The following is an 18,850-nucleotide window of genomic DNA, read 5'->3' as shown; positions in this document are numbered from 1 at the left end:
AACGTGGATTTGCGCCGGTTCAAGTGCCCACCGCCAGCAGCGGCGCCGGTTGCGGACGGTAACCCCATGGGTTGTTGGTCTGCCAGCGCCAGCTGTCGATGAGCATTTGCGTCAGCTCGCGCTGCGCCCGCCAGCCCAGTTCGCGTCCGGCCTTGCTCGCATCTGCTCGGCACTCGGCGACATCACCGGCGCGGCGCGGCGCGAACTGGTAGGGAATGCTTAGGCCGGTGACATCTTCGAAGGCGCTGATGATCTGCAATACGCTGTAGCCGGTGCCCGTGCCGAGATTCCAGATATGCAGGCCATGGTCATCGCTTTGCAGAATATGCAGCGCCTTGAGATGACCTTCGGCCAGATCCAGCACATGGATGTAATCGCGAATACAGGTGCCGTCGGGGGTGGGATAGTCATTGCCGTATACGGTCAACGCCGCGCGCTGGCCGCTGGCAACCTCGGTCAGGCACGGCAGCAGATTGTTCGGCCGACCGTTGGGCGCTTCGCCGATCAGCCCGCTTTCATGCGCACCGATAGGGTTGAAGTAGCGCAGGACGGCGATGTTCCAGCGCGAATCGGCGCGGGCGAGGTCGCTGAGCAATTCTTCGATCATCAGCTTGGAGCGACCGTAAGGATTGGCCGGTTTGCCGGTGCCGTGGGCTTCGACGATCGGCGTGACGGCTGGCTCGCCGTACACCGTCGCCGATGAGCTGAACACCAGGTTGAACACATGCGCACGGGCCATGGCCTGACACAGATTGAGTGTGCCGACGACGTTGTTGGCGTAGTAATCCATCGGCCGGCGCACGCTTTGCGCCACCGCTTTGAGGCCGGCGAAATGCAGCACCGCGTCAATCGCGTAAGTGCTGAAGATCTCTTCGAGCAACGCCGCGTCACGGATATCGCCTTCGATGAAAACGATGCGCGAATGACTCAACAGCTCAAGCCGTGCGATTGACTCGCGGCTGCTGTTGCACAGGTTGTCGAGGATCAGTACCGAGCATCCGGACTCGATCAGTTGCAGTGCCGTGTGCGATCCGATGTAGCCGGCACCGCCCGTGATCAACGTGGTTTTGCGCATGACGACGTGCTCCATTGCGAGGAAGTCCAGCTCAGCGGGCGGTAAACACCAGCCTGAATTCTTGCGGCCAGCGCGGATGCAGCAGGCTGTAGGCCAAGGCGTAGGTCAGCGTGCCAATGGCGATGTCACCGGCCAGGTGTGCGTAGCCGGACAAGCCTGTGTGCCGCGATAGCCAGAGCACCACGACGGCCATCAGCAGCGAGGCGAACAGACTGCGATAACCGGACTGGAAAAAGCAGCGCCAGTGGTAACCGATGGCCGCATGCAGGCCGCGCACCTGCAACGGCGTGATCAGCAGCATGCGCAGTAGCAAAGCGAGGGCCGCCGCCATGCCGCCGTAAGTAGCGCCGAGCAGATAAACCAGTGCCAGCGCGAGCAGGGTGGTAACGACTTCGGCCTTGAGCGTCAGGTGCGTGCGGTTGACCGCCACCAGCGCGGTGGTCGCATACAGCGCCAGATTGCCCAGCGCCGCTGTGCAGGCCAGCACTTGCAGCAGGGGGATGGCGTCTGCCCATTTGGCACCGAAGATCAACAGGATGATGTCTTCGGCAGTCAGGGCAATACCGAAAAACAGCGGCGTCAGTACGAAGCCGCTGATGGCGGTGGAATCGCCGATCACCCCGATCAGCCGCGCCGGCTCGGTACTGCGCCGGGCGAACACCGGCAAGGCGTAACTCATCAAACCGTTATAGATCGCCGAGCGCGGCAGATCGATGATGCGCATGGCCAGGTTGAACATGCCCACTGCATGGGCACCGGCGGTGAGACCGAGAATCACGTTGACGCCACGTTGCAGCGTCTGTGAACTCATGACGTTAATGCACACCGGCAGACCAGCGCGCAGCAATTGCCCCAGCACCTGGCGGTCGATCAGCAAGGGAATGCGGCGACGTTCGCTGCGCATCAGCACCACCGTGGCGATGCAGTCCATGATCAACGCCTGCGCGATCACCGCCCACGGCCCGAATCCCAGCAGCGCCACCGCTACACCGCCGACACCGCCGGCGACTTTGCCAAGCAACGTACGCGAGGCCAGCAGCTTGAAATTGCCCGTGCGGCGCATCTGCGCGACATACACCCGGGCCATCAGGGTGAAGAGGATTTTTATCGAGGCCACCGCGGTCATCCAGCGCAACGCAGTGGACGGTGTGTACAGCACGACCGCCAGTGAAATCAGCGCAATCGAGCCCAGACTGACCAGCACCGCAAACCAGAACACGCTGCTGACGTGCTTGTCTTCCAGGCGCTGCAGGCGCACCAGCGGATCTTCCAGCATCGACGAAAACACAATGCCGACCACTTCGACCACGGCGATGATCACCGTGCCGATGCCCAGCTCCGTGGGCGTCAGCAGGTGGGCGTAGACGACAAAGGTGATCATCGAGAGGAAAATCAGGCCGAATTTCTCGGTGAAAATCCATACGAGGGTCATCAGGCGACGGTTGGCCATGAGGGCGATACCTGAATGAGTCAGCTGCTTTTGCGCAAGCTTTTAAAGCAGGCGTAGAGGTAGCGCAGGGTCGGCTTGCCCTGGAGGAAAAACAGCGTCTGCCATGAGTGCCCGAGCATCTGCCGAAACACCTCGATCACCCGCCGATGATCGCCGCGCCGGGAAAACGCGTTGAGAAATTCGGCGTGGTTGGCCAGCACGAAATAGATCCGCTGCTGCCTGTTCAGCCGCGTGCCGTAACGCGCCAGGTACAGCTGGATGAAGCGCAGCTTGTGCGGGTAATACTTGTGCGGTTGCGCGGTGATGTTGGCGCCGTTGACGGCGCGCCAGTGCAGGATTTGCGGCACGCTGTGGATCTCGCTGATTTCAGCGATGCGGGTCCACAGCAGGCGATCCTCGGCAAAGCGCAGGCTCTGATCGAAGCCGCCGATGGCGACGATGATCTCCCGCAGCGCCAATACCCCGGAGGTGCCGTTGATGATGTTTTCGCGCATGAAATCGGCAAAGTGATCGCCCTGCTTGCAGCGATCCTCCAGTTGCCGTTTGCCGTCGCTGAATTCGCTCATCTGATAACAATCGACCAGGCCGACCCTGCGCCCCTGTTGCGTCAGTTCGGCGTGCAGCGCCAGTTGTTTTTGCAGTTTCTCCGGATGCCAACGGTCGTCGGCATCGAGGAAGGCGATAAAGGTTTCCTCGGCACTGAACACGCCGCGATTGCGCGCACTGGCCGGGCCTTGGTTGGGCTGCTGCAAGAGCACGATGGGGAAGGGCGCTGAATAGTGCCTGACGATGTCCGGCCCGGCATCGCTGGAGCCGTCATCGACGACGATGACCTTGTCGGGCAGGCGGGTTTGCGCGCTCACTGAATCCAGCGTGCGTTCGATGCTGGAGGCGGCGTTGTACAGCGCAATCACCACGCACACTGTGACGGCGGACGGTTCGTTCAGCATGGGCGTTGCTCCTTGAACGTTGTGCGCAGCGGCCGGGCGGTGGCAATCGGCACCGGCTGCGTGCGTGTGACGAGGTGATGGCGGAAGGTCAGGCTGAGGACACAGAAAATCAGGAACTCGCCCGAGCGGTAATTGGGGATCACGTAGGCAACGTAGTTGGTGACCACGAACAGACCGATGATCACCAATGCGCAAGCCTGATATCGTGCGGACTGGTCCGCCGTGATTGCCCGATAGCGCTTGGTCAGGGTCTGGGCAAACATCAGCAGCAGGGCAATCAACTGAATCACACCGCCGTTGAGCAGCGTCTCGACGTAGCCGCTGTGGGCGTTGCCGATGTAGCCCCAGCGCGTGATGAACGCATCGGCATCGGCACTGGCCCAGAACGCGCCGAACCCGTAGCCCTTGAGAAACTGATCGTCGATCAGCGGTTGCAATAGCTCCCAGATCAGCGTGCGGTCGGTGAGTGACGGGTCGCGGCCGACCAGTTCCAGCAGCATGGCGTAGTTGGCGTAGAGCACCGCGCACAAGAGGAAGAACACCAGCGTCGCTGCGGTGAACGCGAGCAGTGAGCGGTTGATGCGCAAGCGGATCAGCGTGATGAAGTACGCGTAGCTGGCGGTGCCGGCGACGATCAGCGCAATCGCCGTTGCCGATTGCGCCAGGCCTATGGCGATCAACGCGAACAGCCCGTAGAGCATGGCCAGCGGGTTGCGCTGGCGGATCATCGGCAGCAGTAACAGGATCGCGATTGCGTTGAGACGTGCACCGGCGTTCTTTTCCGCGAAAACGCCGCGAAAGGCACCGTCGCGAATGCCGCCGGAAATGAACGCGATATCCGGCCGGATCAAAGCGAAGATCAACCCGACCAACGCCGCCGCACCGATCACGCAACCGAACAGAAAGGCGATGCGTTCCAGGCTGTAGCGCCAGGCGATGAACCCGGCGAAAAACACCACGCTGAGCAGCGCCACGAAACGCTTGAAACTGAGCATCGGCTCGCTCGACCAACTGATCGACGCCGCCACGCAGGCGAGGAACAACAGCAAAAACAGATTCTGCCGGTAGAAGCTTTTGCTAAGGAACACCTTGTGCCGGATGAAGAACAACAGCGGCACCAGCAAAGTCAGCAAGCCACAAATCTGATTGGCCAGATTGCCCTCAAGATCCTGCTGCGCATCGTCCAGCGTGCTGACGTTGCCCAGGCGCAGAAAGAAGCCGATCACCTGCGTATAGAACAGCACGCCGAAGAGGGTGAAAGCATCGGCCAGCGTCGAATAGCGCACTTGCAGGCGATTCATCTCAGTGCCTCCGCAATAACGCCTTGAGGTAGGTTTGCACGGCGCGACCACTGACGAATCGCGCGGCGGCATCGATGCGCCGCTGACGATGCAGGGCGCGCGGTGTGGTCATTTGATCGCTGATTGCAGCGGCGAGCGCGACCGCGTCGTCAACCTCGACCAAGGGCGCGACGGCGCCATCGGCGAGGATTTCCTGCGGGCCATACGGACAACGCGTCGCCACCACAGGCGTGCCGGTCGACAGGGCTTCGACCAGGGCGTTGGGACTGCCCTCGAAACGCGACGACAGGACGAAACAGTCGGCTCGGGCGATTTCGGCGATGGGATCGCTGGCATAACCGGGCAAGTCGCAGCGCTGCGCGATACCAAGCGCTGCCGCTTGGGCGAGCAGTTCAGTGCGCAGTGCGCCTTCGCCAAAGATGATCAGGCGCGCATCGCATTGCGGCAGGCGGGCGAAGGCCTCGATTAAAGTGTCGAAGCCTTTTTGCTGCGCCAGCCGTCCGACCGCGACAATCACCGGGGTGGTTTTGTGTACAAGCCACGGGTGGCTGGGTGCGGCGGCAGGCTTGTCGCGAAAGTCGTTGTCGAGCACCGGGTTGTCGGCCGTGGTCACGTCGCGCGGGCGGGCGATGGTGGTGTCGACCAGATCCTCGGCGACGCCTTGTGACACACAGATCACCGGGTTGGGAATCAGCCGGTACAGCCACGGCGCCAGCCAGTAGGCCAGCTTGACCGATAAGGCCGGGTTGACGTGCTTGTCCCGCGAGAACGCGTTGCGCTCGCTGACGTGCAGTCGCGCCAGCGTCCCGGACAGCGCGGCCGCGGCAATGGCCACGACGTTGACGTGGGTCAGGGCGGCCAGTTGCGCGTCGTACCGATTGCTGCGCAAAAACCGTGTCAGCGCCGGAACAGCCGCCGCGCTGCGCGGACTGTCCAGCAGCACTTGCCTGACCCGAGGGTCGAGCGCCGGCTGATTCACCCCGGCACCGGTGAGCATCAGCAGAGTGACTTCGTTGCCGGCCTCAACCAGGGCGCCGGCGAGGCGCACCATCATTTTTTCCGCGCCGCCGGCGCCGAGATCCTGGAGGATGATCAACAGTTTTTTCATCGGTTCCACACCTGATAATAAGCCTGGGCGGCGTATTGGCTGGTATAGGGCAGGATCGCCTCACTGACTGAACGACGCACCGGCGCTGCGGGTTCGCGGCTGGCCAGACTGTCGAGCAGCGCTTCGGCCAGAGCCGGAACATCGTTGACGCTGACCAGACGTCCGAGGCGTCCGCCGTCGAGCAACTCGCGCGGGCCGCTCCCGCAATCGGTGGAAATCACCGCCGTGCCCAGCGCCAGCGCCTCGACCAGCACCGTCGGCAAGCCTTCGTGCAACGAACTGAGCACCAACAGTTGCGCATGGCGAATCAGCGGATAGGGATTGCGCAAATGCCCGGTGAAATGCACCAGCCGTTCGATGCCCAGTCGTTGCGCTTGGGCCTCAAGCTGTTCGCGCAACGGGCCGTCGCCGGCAATCACCAGATACGGCAGCGTGCGTTGTTGCGCCGCTAGTGCATAAGCTTCCAGCAGCCGGTCAAAGCCCTTGGTTGCAACCAGTCGGCCGACCGCCAGCCAGTAGTGATGGGGCACGCCACCGGGCAATGGTGCTTGCGCGGCACGTAACAATTGCTCGGTGATCACCGCGTTCGGGCAATAACGAATGCGCGGCTGGCCCCACGGCATCAACCCGGCAAGCGACTGGCGCAAACCCTGAGACACCGCGACCACCTTGCCGCTGCCGCACAGATACAACGCGTACAACAGGCGCAGACTGGCGCGCCCGGTGTTCTGCTCGGCACAATCGAGCGCGGCGTGGCGCGTGTAAATGACCTTGCAAGTGCTGCCCAGAGTGGCGAACCAGGTGCACAGATTGGCCTGCTCCTTGGCGCCGATCAGATGCGTCACGCCTTCGCGGCGAATCATTCGGCGCAGCAGCACAATCGATTTCAGCCAGCCGCCGAGGCCGCTACCGCCACCGGCCATGCTCCGTGCGCCGTCGATGTTTGGCGAATCGCCGTTCATGACGAAAAAACTCACCCGGCGGCCGTCCTGCAGGAACTGCTCGGCGAGGCGCTGCTGCACGCATTCGACGCCGCCGCCAGTCTGGTAATCCTTGAGCGTAAACAGAATATGCATCGGCAAAATCCTCACGGGGCGGTGACATTGATCGCCACTTGCTGGCGCAGAATCAGTTCGGTCAGGCGCAGGGCATTGCTCGGGTAATCGAGCAGGTAGCGCTTGATCGTGTGCGGCTCGCGGTACATGCGGTAGAAGGCGCGCAGATGCAGACGATTGATGGCGTCGGGGTAGTAGCGCTCGCTGGCATTGGCTTCCTGGCGGATGAAGCCACCGCAGGTGAAGGCCACGCCGCTGAAACCGCCGTGCAGCGCCTCAAGGACAAAGCGTTCTTGCAGACCGGCGCCGAGGCCGACCAGCAACAGGTTGGTCCGGCGCTGGCGGATATCGGCGTGCAGCGCAGCGCCTTGTCCGGCGTCGAAGTAACCGCTGTGCGCGCCGACCAGTTGCAGGCGCGGATATTGAATGCCGAGTTTTTCCACGAAACGATCAAGTTCCGCCTGCCGCGCGCCGACCACATAGACGCGCTTGCCGCGTCGCTCGGACTCGCGCAAAACCGGATCGGCAATTGAGGTGAAGTCGAAACTGACCCTCTCAACCGCGCGCCCGGTGATGCGCGACATGAAACCGGACATCAGCATGCCGTCGCAGAAATACGCCAGCGACGGTGGCGGCTGGCGAATGAAGCTGCCGATCGAGGCGAAGTTGAGAAAGGAGAACGCCCGGTTCGATTCCAGCAGCGCCGGCGAATAACGATCCAGCAATTCCAGGCGGATCATGATGCGAGATCCTGTGCTTCGGCAGCGCAGGTCGGCCGACCCACGCTGATGTAGGTGAACCCGCGTGCGCTCAGGCGTTGCGGATCGAACAGGTTGCGGCCATCAAAGATCAGCGGATTTTTCAGCTGGCGGGCGAGCAGTTCGAAGTCCGGCGCGCGAAACGCTTGCCACTCGGTGACGATGACCAGGGCGTCAGCGTTTTTCAGCGCCGCTTCCTTGGTTCCGGCCAGGGTCAGGTCGTCGCGCGGGCCGTAAAGCTGTTGCGCCTGCTCCATGGCTTTTGGGTCGAACGCCTGCACACTGGCGCCGGCACGCCACAGCGCTTCCATCAACACACGGCTGGGCGCTTCGCGCATGTCATCGGTGTTCGGCTTGAAACTCAGGCCCCACAGCGCAAAGGTCTTGCCTTCCAGGGCGCCGTTGAAGTGATCGGCGATCTTGTGGAACAGCGTGCTCTTCTGCTCGTTGTTGCGCGACTCAACCGCCCTGAGCAGGCGTGCATCGATGTCGACGCCGTGGGCGGCATGGATCAGCGCGCGGACATCCTTGGGAAAGCACGAGCCGCCATAACCAATGCCGGGGTAGATGAACTGATAGCCGATGCGCGGATCCGAGCCGATGCCGTGGCGAACCATTTCGATGTCGGCGCCGAGCTTTTCCGCGAGCCCGGCCATTTCGTTCATGAAGCTGATCTTGGTCGCGAGCATGCAATTGGCCGCGTATTTGGTCAGCTCGGCGCTGCGCACATCCATGACGATGATTTTTTCGCGGTTGCGATTGAACGGTTCATACAACTCACGCATTACCGCTTCGGCACGCGGGCTGTTGGTGCCGATAATGATCCGGTCAGGGCGCATGCAGTCGTCGACTGCGCAGCCTTCCTTGAGAAATTCCGGGTTGGAAACCACATCGAACGTCAGCGCACTGCGACCGCTGTCCGTGAGGATTGCGCTGATACACTCGCGCACCCGATCCGCCGTGCCCACCGGCACCGTGGATTTGTCGACGATGATCTGCTCGCCGCGCAGGTGCTCGCCGATGGTGCGGGCGACGCTGAGGACATGTTTGAGATCCGCCGACCCGTCCTCGTCCGGCGGCGTGCCGACCGCGATCAGCAACACGTCGCCGTGCTTTACCGCGGCGGCCAGATCACTGCCGAATTGCAGCCGTGCGCTGTGATGATTTTCCCGCACCAGGCTTTTCAGGCCGGGTTCGTAGATGGGCAGGGAGCCGTCGTTCAAGGCCTGTACCTTGGCCGCATCGACATCCACACACAGCACGTTGTGGCCCACCTCGGCCAGCGCGGCGCCCTGGACCAGTCCGACATAACCGATACCGAATACACTCACATTCATGGGAAAACCTCATGCGCGGTGGGGTGGGCCAGCGAGGTGGCCGCTGTCAGTAGATGTTTTTCGAGAACAGGGTGAAGGGCGTCTTCAGCAGGATCTTGATGTCCAGCCACAGCGACCATTGATTGATGTAATTGAGGTCCTGGGCGACCCGGCGCTGCATCTTTTCCACGGTCTCGGTTTCACCGCGATGCCCGGTGATTTGCGCCAGGCCCGTGATACCGGGCTTGAGTCGATGGCGCGCCATGTAGGCGCGAACCTTGCCGGTGTAATAGATGTTGTGGGTGACCGCGTGCGGGCGCGGGCCGACCAGCGCCATGTGGCCGAACAACACGTTGAACAGTTGCGGCAATTCATCAATGGAGCTGCGCCGCAGAAAGCGTCCCAGCGGCGTGACCCGGTCGTCGTCGCGGGTGGCCTGGCGCACTTGCTGATCGTCATGCACGCGCATCGAGCGGAATTTCCACACGCGAATCACTTCGCCGTCGCAACCATGGCGGTTCTGCTTGAACAGCACCGGCCCCGGCGAAGTCAGCTTGACCGCGATGGCCACGCCGAGCAGCAACGGGCTGAGCAGAATCAGCGCTACCGCCGCCACGCTGCGTTCGAACAGATCCTTGCAGAACAGGCTGCCGGGGTGCGAGGTGAGCAGGCTTTCGTTGAGGTAGATCGCCGGCATCCGCTCGATCTCGGAGATCGAATGGTTGAGCAGCACCATGCTGCCCAGATCCGGAATCCACACCACGTCGACATTCATGTCGAGCAGGTTGATGTACAGCGCTTCGATCGTTGCCGCTTCGGCCATCGGCAGGACGATATACACCCGTCGCGCCTGCAAGCGCGTGATGATTTCGCGAATGTCTTCGACCTCGCCGAGCAGCGGCAGAATGCTCGGCGCCGGGCCGCTGTCGCCTTTGGCAGCGACGAAACCCAGCAGCAGCGCGCGGTCGGGGTCGAGGAGTTTTCGCGCCAGTTCATGGGCGGTCGGGCATGTGCCGATGATCACCGCGCGGCGCTCGTTGCAGATCATCTTGGTGTACATGCGCACGAATAGATGCAAGGGCAAGAAACTCGCTGCCTGGGCGAGGAACCCGACCACCGCCCAGACGATCACTACCTGCCGGGAAAACAACGCACTGGTCTGGGTGACGAAAGCGATGCTCATCAGCAGCCCGAGCAGAATCAGCCAGCCGGCAAGCAATCGCCCCAATCCGACCAGCAAGCCATGGCGTTTGTGATAGACCTGCACCAGGCTGTAGACCGGCATCGAGCCGAGCACCGTGAGAATGATCAGCAGCCGGTATTCACTCGGCATAGCGCCGATGCGCCAGTGCACCAGTACGATCAGCAAGAGGTTGACCAGGGTCATTGCGCACCACCATTGCCCCCAGAAGGTGAGGCCGCGACGGTGTGCCATTTGCGCGGAATATTGCGAAGTCATCGGCGCGATCTCCGATTCGTCGAGCACGGGAAAGGATCGGCGCTGCCGGGCGGCACGGCCCGGAGGATCAGCGCGGGGCGAAGTCGTAGTCGTAGAAGGAGCGGGAATGGCCATGGCCGTATTTGCGCGCCTTGCGCAGATCGACCTGATTGAGCACCACGCCGAACACCGGCGCCTGGCTTTGCTGCAACACCGCGATGCTTTTGCGCACCTGGCCCACGGGCGTGCTCTGCGCCTTGACCACATAGATCACCGCGTCGGAATGCTTGGCCAGCAACAGCGCGTCGCTGACGATTTCTGCCGGCGGCGAATCGATGATGATGTGCCGGTAGCGCGATTTGAGAATCTGCAACAGCCGGCCGAGGCGTGGTGAACTGAGCAAGTCCTGCGCGGGCGCCACGGCGTTGCTCGAGCTGCTCGATGATTTCAGCCGAGGCGCATCGAACGGGTCGAGCGCCGAGGGCGTCAGGCAGCCAGCCGGCAACATGTCGAGATTGCCCACGCTGCGAATGCAGTCTTCGAGCCGCGCAGTGCCGGCCATCAGGTTGGCCAGGCCGGGGTTTTCCGGCGGGAAATCGAAGTTCAGCGACAGCGTCGGTTGACGCATGTCGGCGTCGATCAGCAACACCCGTTCCAGCGGCGCCAGCGACGAGGCGAGGTTGTTGGCGATAGTGCTCTTGCCTTCGCCGGACACCGAGGACGTCACCAGCACCACTTGCGCCGGCCGTTCGTTGCTTTGCAGCATCAGCCAGGTGCGCAGGTTGCGGATGGTTTCGCAGAAGCGCGGGTGGTCGTTATCCTCGAACAACCGCGCCAACTGTCGACGGCTCTTCTTCATCACCAGCGGCACCACGCTGAGCAACGGCACATTGAGCAGGCTCTCGACGGTGTCGTCGGTCTTGAAGGTGTTGCTCAGCGTATCGAAGAGGAAGGCCAGGGCGACACCGACCACGGCGGCGACCAGCGCGACGATCGCCAGAATCAGGTTCTTGCGCGGCTTGCTCGCTTCCAGCGGCGCGATGGCCGGATCGACGATGCGTGCCTTGGCCGAATCCATGTCGGAGGTGGCGGCGGTTTCCTTGAGGCGGGTGACGAAGGTTTCGTAGAGCGCTCGCGTGCTGTCGACTTCACGCTGGTATTCGCGCAACTGGAATTCCTTGCGCGAGATGTCCTGAATCTGCGCCTTGTTGCTGTTGAACGACTTACGCAGCGCGTCTTCGCTGGCCACCGCCAGTTGATATTGCCGTTCAATGCCGGCGACCACCTGCTGCACTTGCAGGCGCAGGCTGTTGGCGGCGGTGCGCTGTTCGGAGCGGGCGGAAATCAGCGCCGGGTGTTTCGGCCCGTAGCGGCCCGACAGCTCTTCAACTTTTGCCTGGGCCTTGGCCAGATCGGCCTGGAACTGTTGAATCAACGGATTGCTCAGCACCGCCGGGACACTCGACAAACGACTGATATCACCGTTGCTCAAGGCCTGCGCCTGGCGGAACTGGCTCTCGGCTTCGGCGCGATCACGCCGCGCATCGATCATGCGGTTGCCGGTCATTTGCAGCTCGTTGGCACTGATCGTGGCAACGCCGTCAACGTCGACCAGACCCTGTTCCTCGCGATAGGCCTGCAACTTGTTTTCGGCAACGCGCAGGTTGTCGCGCAACTCGACCAGACGGGTGTTCATCCAGCTGGTGTTGTTCTGCGAGGACTTGAGGCTGGTGTCCTGCTGGCTGTCGATGAAACCTTGGGCGAGGGCATTGGCCACGGCGGCAGCGAGGGCCGGGTCGGGCAGCTCGACATCGATTTCCAGCAACTGGCTCTTGCCAACGAATTTGACGCTGGTGTGCAGCATCAGGTTTTGCGTGACGTCGTTGAATATCTGTTCTTCGGTGGCTGGCGGCTTCGGCGCCGGGAGCAGATCCGCCCACGGCAGCCATTGATCACGATTGAGCTCGGCCAGCCACTGGCGCGGGGTGAACCAGCTCTGCGCCTGTTGCCGTGGGTCAGTGATCGGGTGAGTGGTCAGGCCGAGTTTGCGCACGGCGCGCTCGGCCAGTTCCCGTGACTGCAACAGGGCTTGCTGGGTCTGCAGGTAATCGGTGGTAGTGGCGCCGCCGGATTCCGCCGCTTGTTGAAAACTCATGACCGGCGGCGTCTTGTCCTTGATCAGCAACGTCGCGCTGCCGACGTATTGCGGCGTAATCAATGACAGCGCCGCCACCGCCAGCGCGCAACTGAGCAGCACCAGCCAGGCGATGTTCCACTTGGCCGTCCAGACCACGCGCCACAGGTGCAGCAGATCAAGGGTGTCCGACTCATCGGCGGCTTGCGCTTGCAAGTGGCCCTGGAGTGGACGTTCGAGGTAGGTGCTTGGGCTGTTGTCCATGATCAGAAAAAGCCTTGTGCAATGGAAATGGTGTCGCCGGGAGCGATGACGGTGGTGCGCGAGATGTTTTCAGTGACCGGCGGGCCGCCGCTGCCGCGCAGAATCGTCACGCGTTTCATCGAAGCGCGTTCGGTCAGTCCGCCACCCAGCGCAATGGCTTTTTCCAGGGTGAGCCCGGGCTGGAAGGGATAACTGCCGGGCTTCTGCACTTCGCCATTGATGTAGAAGGGCCGGTATTCGATCTGGCTGAGGCTGACTTTCGGATCGACCAGATAGCCTTGCTTGAGGCCGTCGACGATTTTCTGTTCGACCTGATTGGGCGTCAGACCCTTGGCGACGATCTCGCCGAGAAACGGGTAGGAAAAAGTGCCGGCATCGTTGAGGCGGATTTTCTTGAAGCTCAGTTCCGGCTCGCCGAACACGGTAATGCGCAAGACATCGCCGGCGGCCAGACGGTAATCGGTGGCGCTGTCCGCTGCTTCGACCGTAGGCACAGTCCAGAGCAGCAACAACAGTAAAATCAGGCGCGTATGCATGGCCCAACCCTCCTACAGACTGACGTCGAAAGTGATCTGCATGACGTTGCGGGTGAAGCTCTCGTTGTCGGCATCGGAATCGTTGTCGCGGTGGCGATAGGCGAGTTCGATGTCCAGCCAGCGGCGCATTTCGTAAATCACGCCGAGTTTGTAATCCTGCAAATCGTCGCTGCGGTCCTGGCCTTCATAGACGTAATGGCCCATGCCGGCTTCGGCGACCGTGGTGATGCGCTCGGTCCAGCCGTGCCGCCAGCCGATCTGGGTGAACGTGGCTTTCACCGCGTCGGAGCCATCGTCGCCCTCGGCCATGGCCTGGCGGGCGAGGAAGGTAAAGGTCGACCAGGTGCGCGGTTTCCACGCCAGATCCACTTGCCAGGTCGGATTGCTGAGGTCGTCGGAACCGCTGCGATCGAAGTTCTTGCGCTCGTAGCCGACGCGCAATTTGCCGGTGGTTTTCGCCGTCATGTCCCACTCGGCGCCGGCCAGCACGGCATCGGAGCGACTGCTGCGCGGGCTGTTCGATTGCAGGTAATCGAAGCGGGTGTGGTCGTACTCAAGCAAGCCACGGGTCTTGCTCCCTAGGCGGTGATACCAGGTGGTGGTCAGGTTGCTGGTGTTGCGCTCCTTGTCATCATTGATGCCATCGGAGTTGTCATAGCGCAGTTGCGCGTAGCTGGCGCCGAGATCGATCTGGTTCAGCGCGCTGCGCGCGCCAAAGGTGTAGACGCCGCCGACGCGCTTGCTCTCGATCTTGTCGTTGATGCCATCGACGGCGGTCGAGGTGGTGCGCTCGTATTTGCGCGCCTCGGCTTCGAGCTTCAGCCGATGCCGATCGGTGAACTCCATGATGCTGTCGGCGCGCAGGCGCTGGGCGGTGTTCGAAGCGTCGGAGGCGCTGTGATAGATGTAGCGCGTCGGCTCCCAGATCACCCGTGTGGCGCTGTTGCGATCTTCGGCCTTGAGCTCGAAGGCGGGCGCCAAGCGGGTGACCATGGTTGATTCGACATCGTGTTCGACTTCGCGAAAGTTGTCGTCGTAGCTTTCCGACAAGGCAAACGTCGGGGTGAAATCGAAGCCATAGACATTGATCGCTTGCGGCTCAACGCTCCACGTGACTTCGGGGGCACAGCAGGCGACGACTAAAACCAGGGAACAGCGAGGCTTCAGAGCCATGGATCACGCTCCTGATGAAGGGGGTCGGTGTCAGGGCGAAGCGGATCCGGCGTTATTGTCGCTGGCGTTCGAGGTAGCTCAGCGGGACGCTGACGTGCTGTTGGCGGTTGAGGAAATTCAGCAAAATCATCACGCGCTCGTCGCCCTGCATGGACAGGAACACGCCTTCAAGCGGGGACAGCGGGCCGTCGACGATGTGCAGGGCGTCGCCGGGTTGGAGTGTCTGCTCGGCGGGAAAACCGAGCGACTCCTGGCTGCGTGCGCGCAATCGCGTAATCACGTCTTCGTCGACCCGGGCAGGCACGTGATTGAATTCGACGATGCGGCTGACACCGCGCGTCGAGCGAATCGGCGCCCAGTTGTCATCCCGACTCAATTGAATGAAGACGTAACCGGGAAACAGCGATTCCAGCGTTCGTTGGCGTTTGCCACGAATACTGCGCTCGCTCATCAGCTGCGGCCGAAAGGTCGAGTAGTTCTGTTGCTGCAAATTGAGTTGTGCCCGTTCATCCTGGCGGGGCTTGCACTGCAATAAATACCAGTTAGAACCGTTGCGGCAAACCGTTAGCATGCTGGAGTACTCCATACATAGCGATCGTTTAAGCAGCGCGGCCGATAACGTGGGACGAGCCGTCATGCTTGCTAGTAGGTAGTAGGCTGATCAAGGCAAAGTGCCGAGCCAGATGCATCAATGTTTATTGGCAGAAGAAGTGTTTCAAAAATGAATCAACTTGGTCGGGTTATTGTTATATCCGTGGTCGTCTTGGCTATAACGAACTGGCGTGCTTTTGTTTGAGCAAAGCTACCGCACGGTTCGCAGTTGCGACCTTCAGGATCCAATTACATAACTAGCCCAAGCGCTGCAAAGTGCGCGACGGCTTTAGCTCTTCGGGCAGTGATTAGTTATCGGCCAGTCTTTGCAGGCTGTCAATTAATAACAGTCAAAAAGACTGCCTTTCATCCGCTGATGATGGCCATGTTTCGTAAGTCACTGGATTGTAAAGACGAAATTTATTCGTCGGATTTTTTAAACTTTTCGAGTGTATTGAAGTCGCGCATCGCTAGATGCAGTCGGTGATAGCAAATTAGTTTCATTATTACATGTTTGAGCCGGAGGAAAGACATCGTGATATATGCCTCACGTCGGATCGCGCTGGTCTCGGAAACTAACGTGGCCTATGACTAGTTGCCGAAGTACTGTTGCGAGACGTCCGGGCTGCGCATCTTCTTAGAGTCCAACTGGGAATCGAGGCAATTATGAGCGTTCTGGTAACGGGGGCAGCAGGCTTTATCGGTTATCACACGGTCATGCGTTTATGTCGCGAGGGCCAGCAGGTCGTCGGCATCGACAACCTCAATCCGTACTACGACGTTAAACTCAAACAGGCTCGTTTGCACCGATTGCAGGCGCTGGCCAATTTTACGTTCCACCCAATGGATATCGTTGACCAGGCTGCGCTGTCCGCGCTGTTCGAACACGGCCACTTCAAACAGGTCATTCACCTGCCCGCGCAGGCCGGGGTGCGCTATTCCCTGGATAATCCTGACGCTTACGCGCAGTCGAATCTGGTGGGTTTTCTCAACGTGCTGCAAGCCTGCCGACACCACCAACCCGACCATCTGATCTACGCCTCCAGCAGCTCGGTATATGGCGCCAACAGCAAAATGCCGTTTCACGAGGACGACCCGGTCGACCGGCCGGTGTCTTTGTACGCGGCGACCAAACGCGCCAACGAATTGCTCGCGCACAGTTACTGCCACCTCTATGGGCTACAAGCCACCGGCCTGCGCTTTTTTACCGTTTACGGCCCTTGGGGCCGACCGGACATGGCGCTGTTCAAATTCACCGACGCGATGCTGCAAGGGCGCGCCATCGATATTTACAACCGGGGCGAAATGGCGCGGGATTTCACCTATATCGATGACATCGTCGAAGCGATATTCCGACTGCTCGAGCGGCCGCCCGCACGCAGCGCCGAGCGCGGCACGAATCGCTTATTCAATATCGGGCGCGGCAGCCCGGTGGCCCTGATGAGCTTTGTCGAATGTCTGGAGAGCGCCCTGGGGATCAAAGCGCAGCGCCGCTATCTGCCGATGCAGGAGGGCGATGTGCTGAAAACCTGGGCGGACGTTTCAGCGCTGTCACGCTGCATCGACTTCAGTCCGCAAATGCCGATCGAGCAGGGCGTGCAGGCTTTTGTGCAGTGGTATCGCCAGTTCTATCGGTCTGAGTGAGGCCATAAGACTGCGGTCGAGAAAAAGAACAGAAACGCTTCTATGGGCAACGGCCTAGTCCGTCGCCAAGAGTTTCTTGACCTCAGCCACAATCACGTCAATGTCGAAAGGCTTGGCCAGCACCACATCGAACAGATCCGAGCGCTGCATGCCGATGTGGGCCTGAGCGCCACTCATCAGGATGATCGGCAAGTGATTGACGGACGGCAGGGCACGCACGGCTTCGGCAAACTCCAGGCCGTCCATGACCGGCATCATGAAGTCGGTGATGATCAAGGCTGGACGTTCTCGCTCCAGCACTTCCAGAGCCTTTTTGCCATTGCTGGCGGTCACCGTCATGAAGCCCTCATCCTCGAGCGCGAAGCCAAGGATGTCAGCAATCAGATATTCGTCGTCGACTACCAGGATGGTGGTCATGTTATTTCAACCCGCTCAAAGACTTACGATGATGAACCAGGCAATGACTCAGTTGAGACTGAAGGTTCATTTCTCAAAGCCTTTTCCAGGAACACATCTTGATCACGGATAACCACCTCGAACCGCGACGGGTTATAGGCGCTATCTCGTACCTTGAGAATGGAAAGTGTCCTGCGAAGTTCAGCGTGATTCTCAAAGAAACGCATGAGTATCAGGTTGTCGACAATACTGGACAGGTCGGAGGTCGGTGCGCTGATCTGGGAGCCGAACAGGTCGCGCATTTCCCAGGAGGCAAACACCGTAACGCCTCTGGAGCGCAGCTCGTTCATCAGTGCACTGAAAAAGTCGGTGATGCGTTCCGGAGTGGTCGAAACCCGTGTCATGCCGCTGAGGCTATCGATGAACAGACGCTTGATGCGTTTTTCCTCGACCAGGCTGAGCAAACGTGCGCCGAGGCCATCCAGCAGGCCTTCGGTAGTAGGCTGCCAAGTGATGCTCAGGGCACCACAGCGTTCCATTTCTTCGATATCGATGCCCAGCGAGCGGCCTTTGAGGCGCAGGCGCTGCGGGCTCTCATAGAAACCGAAGTGCAGCCCCGGAGCGTCGGGCGTCGATTGCGCGAGGAACTTCAGGCCTAGTGTCGTTTTACCGATGCCGGACGGCCCCATCACCAGGGAAACGCTGGAACTGTGCAAGCCACCACCGAGAATGTCATCCAGCGAAGCGATGCCGCTGGGAATGCGCGTCATGTCGGCACTGTCCGGGGCGGAAGGGCGCTTGTACAGGCTCTCAAGGCGCGGATAGACCACCAGACCGTCATCGTTGATTTCGCATTCGTGGACACCGGTCAATGCGCCGCTACCGCGCGTTTTGCGCAAATGGATACGTCGCACCGAACGGGTACCGAACAGCTCTTCGCCCATTTCGATGACGCCGTCGACCATGGTGTGTTCGGGGCTGCCGTCGTCAAGGCGCGAGCTGGTAAGAAACAGCACGGTGCAACCGGCAAATGCCGCATGGCCTTGCAGCTCGGAGATGAATTTTTTCGTGTCGATAGGCGAGTCGGCCTTGGAGCGAGCATTGAGCAATCCGTCAACCACCATGACAGTCGCCTTCTGCCGACTGATTTCACGCCGAAGCAGTTTCACCACCTCATCAAGGCCTTCGTTTTCCAGCGTATCGAACGCGCTGACAAATTGTATTTCGGCGCCTATACGCGACGAGTCGAAGAAACTCATCGTCGACAGGAACTGAAACAGACGGTCGTGCGACTCGGCCAGCAACGTGGCGACTAAAACACGACCGCCGTTGCGCGCATGATGAAATCCAAGCTGATTGGCAAGGATGGTTTTGCCGGAGCCCGGACGCCCTTGAATGATGTACGAAGCACCCGCGACCAGCCCTCCCTGAAGCAGCGCGTCGAGCCCTTCGATTCCGCTTTGAAGGCGTTTTAGCTTTTCCACAATGCGACCCTGATCTGAAAAAAACAGGCTTGTTCAGCCCAATGGTCGGGATGCTAACGCCATTTCAATCCGGCGGCCATTGCGGATAAGAGAAAGTCGCGTTGGCCCTGGGGAAACGGGGCACGTGATCGTCCTCTGGTCGGTTCTTCTGAACTGCCGCTGAACCACCGGGCTCCA

General features: G+C 60.7%; 16 protein-coding genes. 1 reads left to right on the top strand and 15 read right to left on the bottom strand.

Translation table 11 applies throughout. The features are described 5' to 3' along the window. Positions 1–19 precede the first annotated feature (19 nt). The 13 genes from galE to rfaH all read right to left on the bottom strand — a co-directional run bounded on the left by galE (position 20) and on the right by rfaH (position 15,129). Entirely contained in the window at positions 20–1,075 is a 1,056-nt protein-coding gene (gene galE / locus VNV36_RS23050; protein WP_325720895.1) for a UDP-glucose 4-epimerase GalE, read from the bottom strand. A 31-nt stretch (positions 1,076–1,106) separates the two neighbouring features. Then, complete coding sequence (locus VNV36_RS23045; RefSeq protein ID WP_325720893.1) at positions 1,107–2,525, bottom strand: oligosaccharide flippase family protein; 1,419 nt, start codon at positions 2,523–2,525, stop codon at positions 1,107–1,109. A gap of 20 nt (positions 2,526–2,545) precedes the next feature. After that, positions 2,546–3,475, bottom strand: coding sequence for a glycosyltransferase family 2 protein (locus VNV36_RS23040; RefSeq protein WP_325720891.1), 930 nt, complete (start codon positions 3,473–3,475; stop codon positions 2,546–2,548). Next, positions 3,469–4,776: an O-antigen ligase family protein gene (locus tag VNV36_RS23035; protein WP_325720889.1), complete on the bottom strand. Its 1,308-nt coding sequence runs from the start codon at positions 4,774–4,776 to the stop codon at positions 3,469–3,471. Before VNV36_RS23035 ends, VNV36_RS23040 begins: the two co-directional genes overlap by 7 nt. A 1-nt stretch (position 4,777) precedes the next feature. After that, positions 4,778–5,884, bottom strand: coding sequence for a glycosyltransferase (locus VNV36_RS23030; RefSeq protein ID WP_325720887.1), 1,107 nt, complete (start codon positions 5,882–5,884; stop codon positions 4,778–4,780). Beyond that, positions 5,881–6,960 (bottom strand): glycosyltransferase, encoded by a 1,080-nt coding sequence (locus VNV36_RS23025; RefSeq protein WP_325720885.1) that lies wholly within the window; start codon positions 6,958–6,960, stop codon positions 5,881–5,883. The genes VNV36_RS23030 and VNV36_RS23025 overlap by 4 nt, the downstream gene beginning before the upstream one ends. An 11-nt stretch (positions 6,961–6,971) precedes the next feature. Next, positions 6,972–7,679, bottom strand: a complete 708-nt coding sequence (locus VNV36_RS23020; RefSeq protein WP_325720883.1) for a WecB/TagA/CpsF family glycosyltransferase — start codon at positions 7,677–7,679, stop codon at positions 6,972–6,974. Then, entirely contained in the window at positions 7,676–9,034 is a 1,359-nt protein-coding gene (locus VNV36_RS23015; RefSeq protein ID WP_325720881.1) for a UDP-glucose dehydrogenase family protein, read from the bottom strand. The genes VNV36_RS23020 and VNV36_RS23015 overlap by 4 nt, the downstream gene beginning before the upstream one ends. 46 nt (positions 9,035–9,080) lie before the next feature. Continuing rightward, on the bottom strand, positions 9,081–10,472 hold the full coding sequence (locus VNV36_RS23010; RefSeq protein WP_325720879.1) for an undecaprenyl-phosphate glucose phosphotransferase: 1,392 nt from the start codon (positions 10,470–10,472) through the stop codon (positions 9,081–9,083). 67 nt (positions 10,473–10,539) lie between these two features. Further along, a complete protein-coding gene (locus VNV36_RS23005; protein WP_325720878.1) occupies positions 10,540–12,849 on the bottom strand; it encodes a GumC family protein in 2,310 nt (769 codons plus the stop codon). 2 nt (positions 12,850–12,851) lie between these two features. Then, a complete protein-coding gene (locus VNV36_RS23000) occupies positions 12,852–13,385 on the bottom strand; it encodes a polysaccharide biosynthesis/export family protein (protein WP_325720876.1) in 534 nt (177 codons plus the stop codon). 12 nt (positions 13,386–13,397) lie between these two features. After that, positions 13,398–14,558 carry an outer membrane beta-barrel protein gene (locus VNV36_RS22995; RefSeq protein ID WP_325720874.1) on the bottom strand — a complete coding sequence of 387 codons (1,161 nt, stop codon included), beginning with the start codon at positions 14,556–14,558 and terminating at the stop codon, positions 13,398–13,400. 52 nt (positions 14,559–14,610) lie between these two features. After that, complete coding sequence (rfaH, locus tag VNV36_RS22990) at positions 14,611–15,129, bottom strand: transcription/translation regulatory transformer protein RfaH (RefSeq protein WP_325720872.1); 519 nt, start codon at positions 15,127–15,129, stop codon at positions 14,611–14,613. Between the two features lie 686 nt (positions 15,130–15,815). Here rfaH and VNV36_RS22985 point away from each other — a divergent pair. Beyond that, positions 15,816–16,793, top strand: a complete 978-nt coding sequence (locus tag VNV36_RS22985; protein WP_325720870.1) for an SDR family NAD(P)-dependent oxidoreductase — start codon at positions 15,816–15,818, stop codon at positions 16,791–16,793. A gap of 54 nt (positions 16,794–16,847) precedes the next feature. Here the strand turns inward: VNV36_RS22985 and VNV36_RS22980 are convergent, their stop codons facing one another. Beyond that, positions 16,848–17,210 (bottom strand): response regulator, encoded by a 363-nt coding sequence (locus VNV36_RS22980; RefSeq protein ID WP_325720868.1) that lies wholly within the window; start codon positions 17,208–17,210, stop codon positions 16,848–16,850. 23 nt (positions 17,211–17,233) lie between these two features. Beyond that, positions 17,234–18,673, bottom strand: a complete 1,440-nt coding sequence (locus tag VNV36_RS22975) for an ATPase domain-containing protein (RefSeq protein WP_325720866.1) — start codon at positions 18,671–18,673, stop codon at positions 17,234–17,236. Positions 18,674–18,850 lie beyond the last annotated feature (177 nt).

It is taken from the genome of Pseudomonas sp. (assembly GCF_035554175.1).
Taxonomy (GTDB): domain Bacteria; phylum Pseudomonadota; class Gammaproteobacteria; order Pseudomonadales; family Pseudomonadaceae; genus Aquipseudomonas.
The sequence above is the reverse complement of the archived record's forward strand: the minus strand, read 5'-3'. Positions and strand labels throughout refer to the sequence as shown.

Coding starts and splice junctions, on each gene's coding strand:
- VNV36_RS23005 (WP_325720878.1), bottom strand. CDS start 12,849: ATGGACAACAGCCCAAGCACCTACCTCGAACGTCCACTCCAGGGCCAC.
- VNV36_RS23030 (WP_325720887.1), bottom strand. CDS start 5,884: ATGAAAAAACTGTTGATCATCCTCCAGGATCTCGGCGCCGGCGGCGCG.
- VNV36_RS22980 (WP_325720868.1), bottom strand. CDS start 17,210: ATGACCACCATCCTGGTAGTCGACGACGAATATCTGATTGCTGACATC.
- VNV36_RS23035 (WP_325720889.1), bottom strand. CDS start 4,776: ATGAATCGCCTGCAAGTGCGCTATTCGACGCTGGCCGATGCTTTCACC.
- VNV36_RS23025 (WP_325720885.1), bottom strand. CDS start 6,960: ATGCATATTCTGTTTACGCTCAAGGATTACCAGACTGGCGGCGGCGTC.
- rfaH (WP_325720872.1), bottom strand. CDS start 15,129: ATGCTAACGGTTTGCCGCAACGGTTCTAACTGGTATTTATTGCAGTGC.
- VNV36_RS23015 (WP_325720881.1), bottom strand. CDS start 9,034: ATGAATGTGAGTGTATTCGGTATCGGTTATGTCGGACTGGTCCAGGGC.
- VNV36_RS23040 (WP_325720891.1), bottom strand. CDS start 3,475: ATGCTGAACGAACCGTCCGCCGTCACAGTGTGCGTGGTGATTGCGCTG.
- VNV36_RS23045 (WP_325720893.1), bottom strand. CDS start 2,525: ATGGCCAACCGTCGCCTGATGACCCTCGTATGGATTTTCACCGAGAAA.
- VNV36_RS22985 (WP_325720870.1), top strand. CDS start 15,816: ATGAGCGTTCTGGTAACGGGGGCAGCAGGCTTTATCGGTTATCACACG.
- galE (WP_325720895.1), bottom strand. CDS start 1,075: ATGCGCAAAACCACGTTGATCACGGGCGGTGCCGGCTACATCGGATCG.
- VNV36_RS23000 (WP_325720876.1), bottom strand. CDS start 13,385: ATGCATACGCGCCTGATTTTACTGTTGTTGCTGCTCTGGACTGTGCCT.
- VNV36_RS23010 (WP_325720879.1), bottom strand. CDS start 10,472: ATGACTTCGCAATATTCCGCGCAAATGGCACACCGTCGCGGCCTCACC.
- VNV36_RS22995 (WP_325720874.1), bottom strand. CDS start 14,558: ATGGCTCTGAAGCCTCGCTGTTCCCTGGTTTTAGTCGTCGCCTGCTGT.
- VNV36_RS23020 (WP_325720883.1), bottom strand. CDS start 7,679: ATGATCCGCCTGGAATTGCTGGATCGTTATTCGCCGGCGCTGCTGGAA.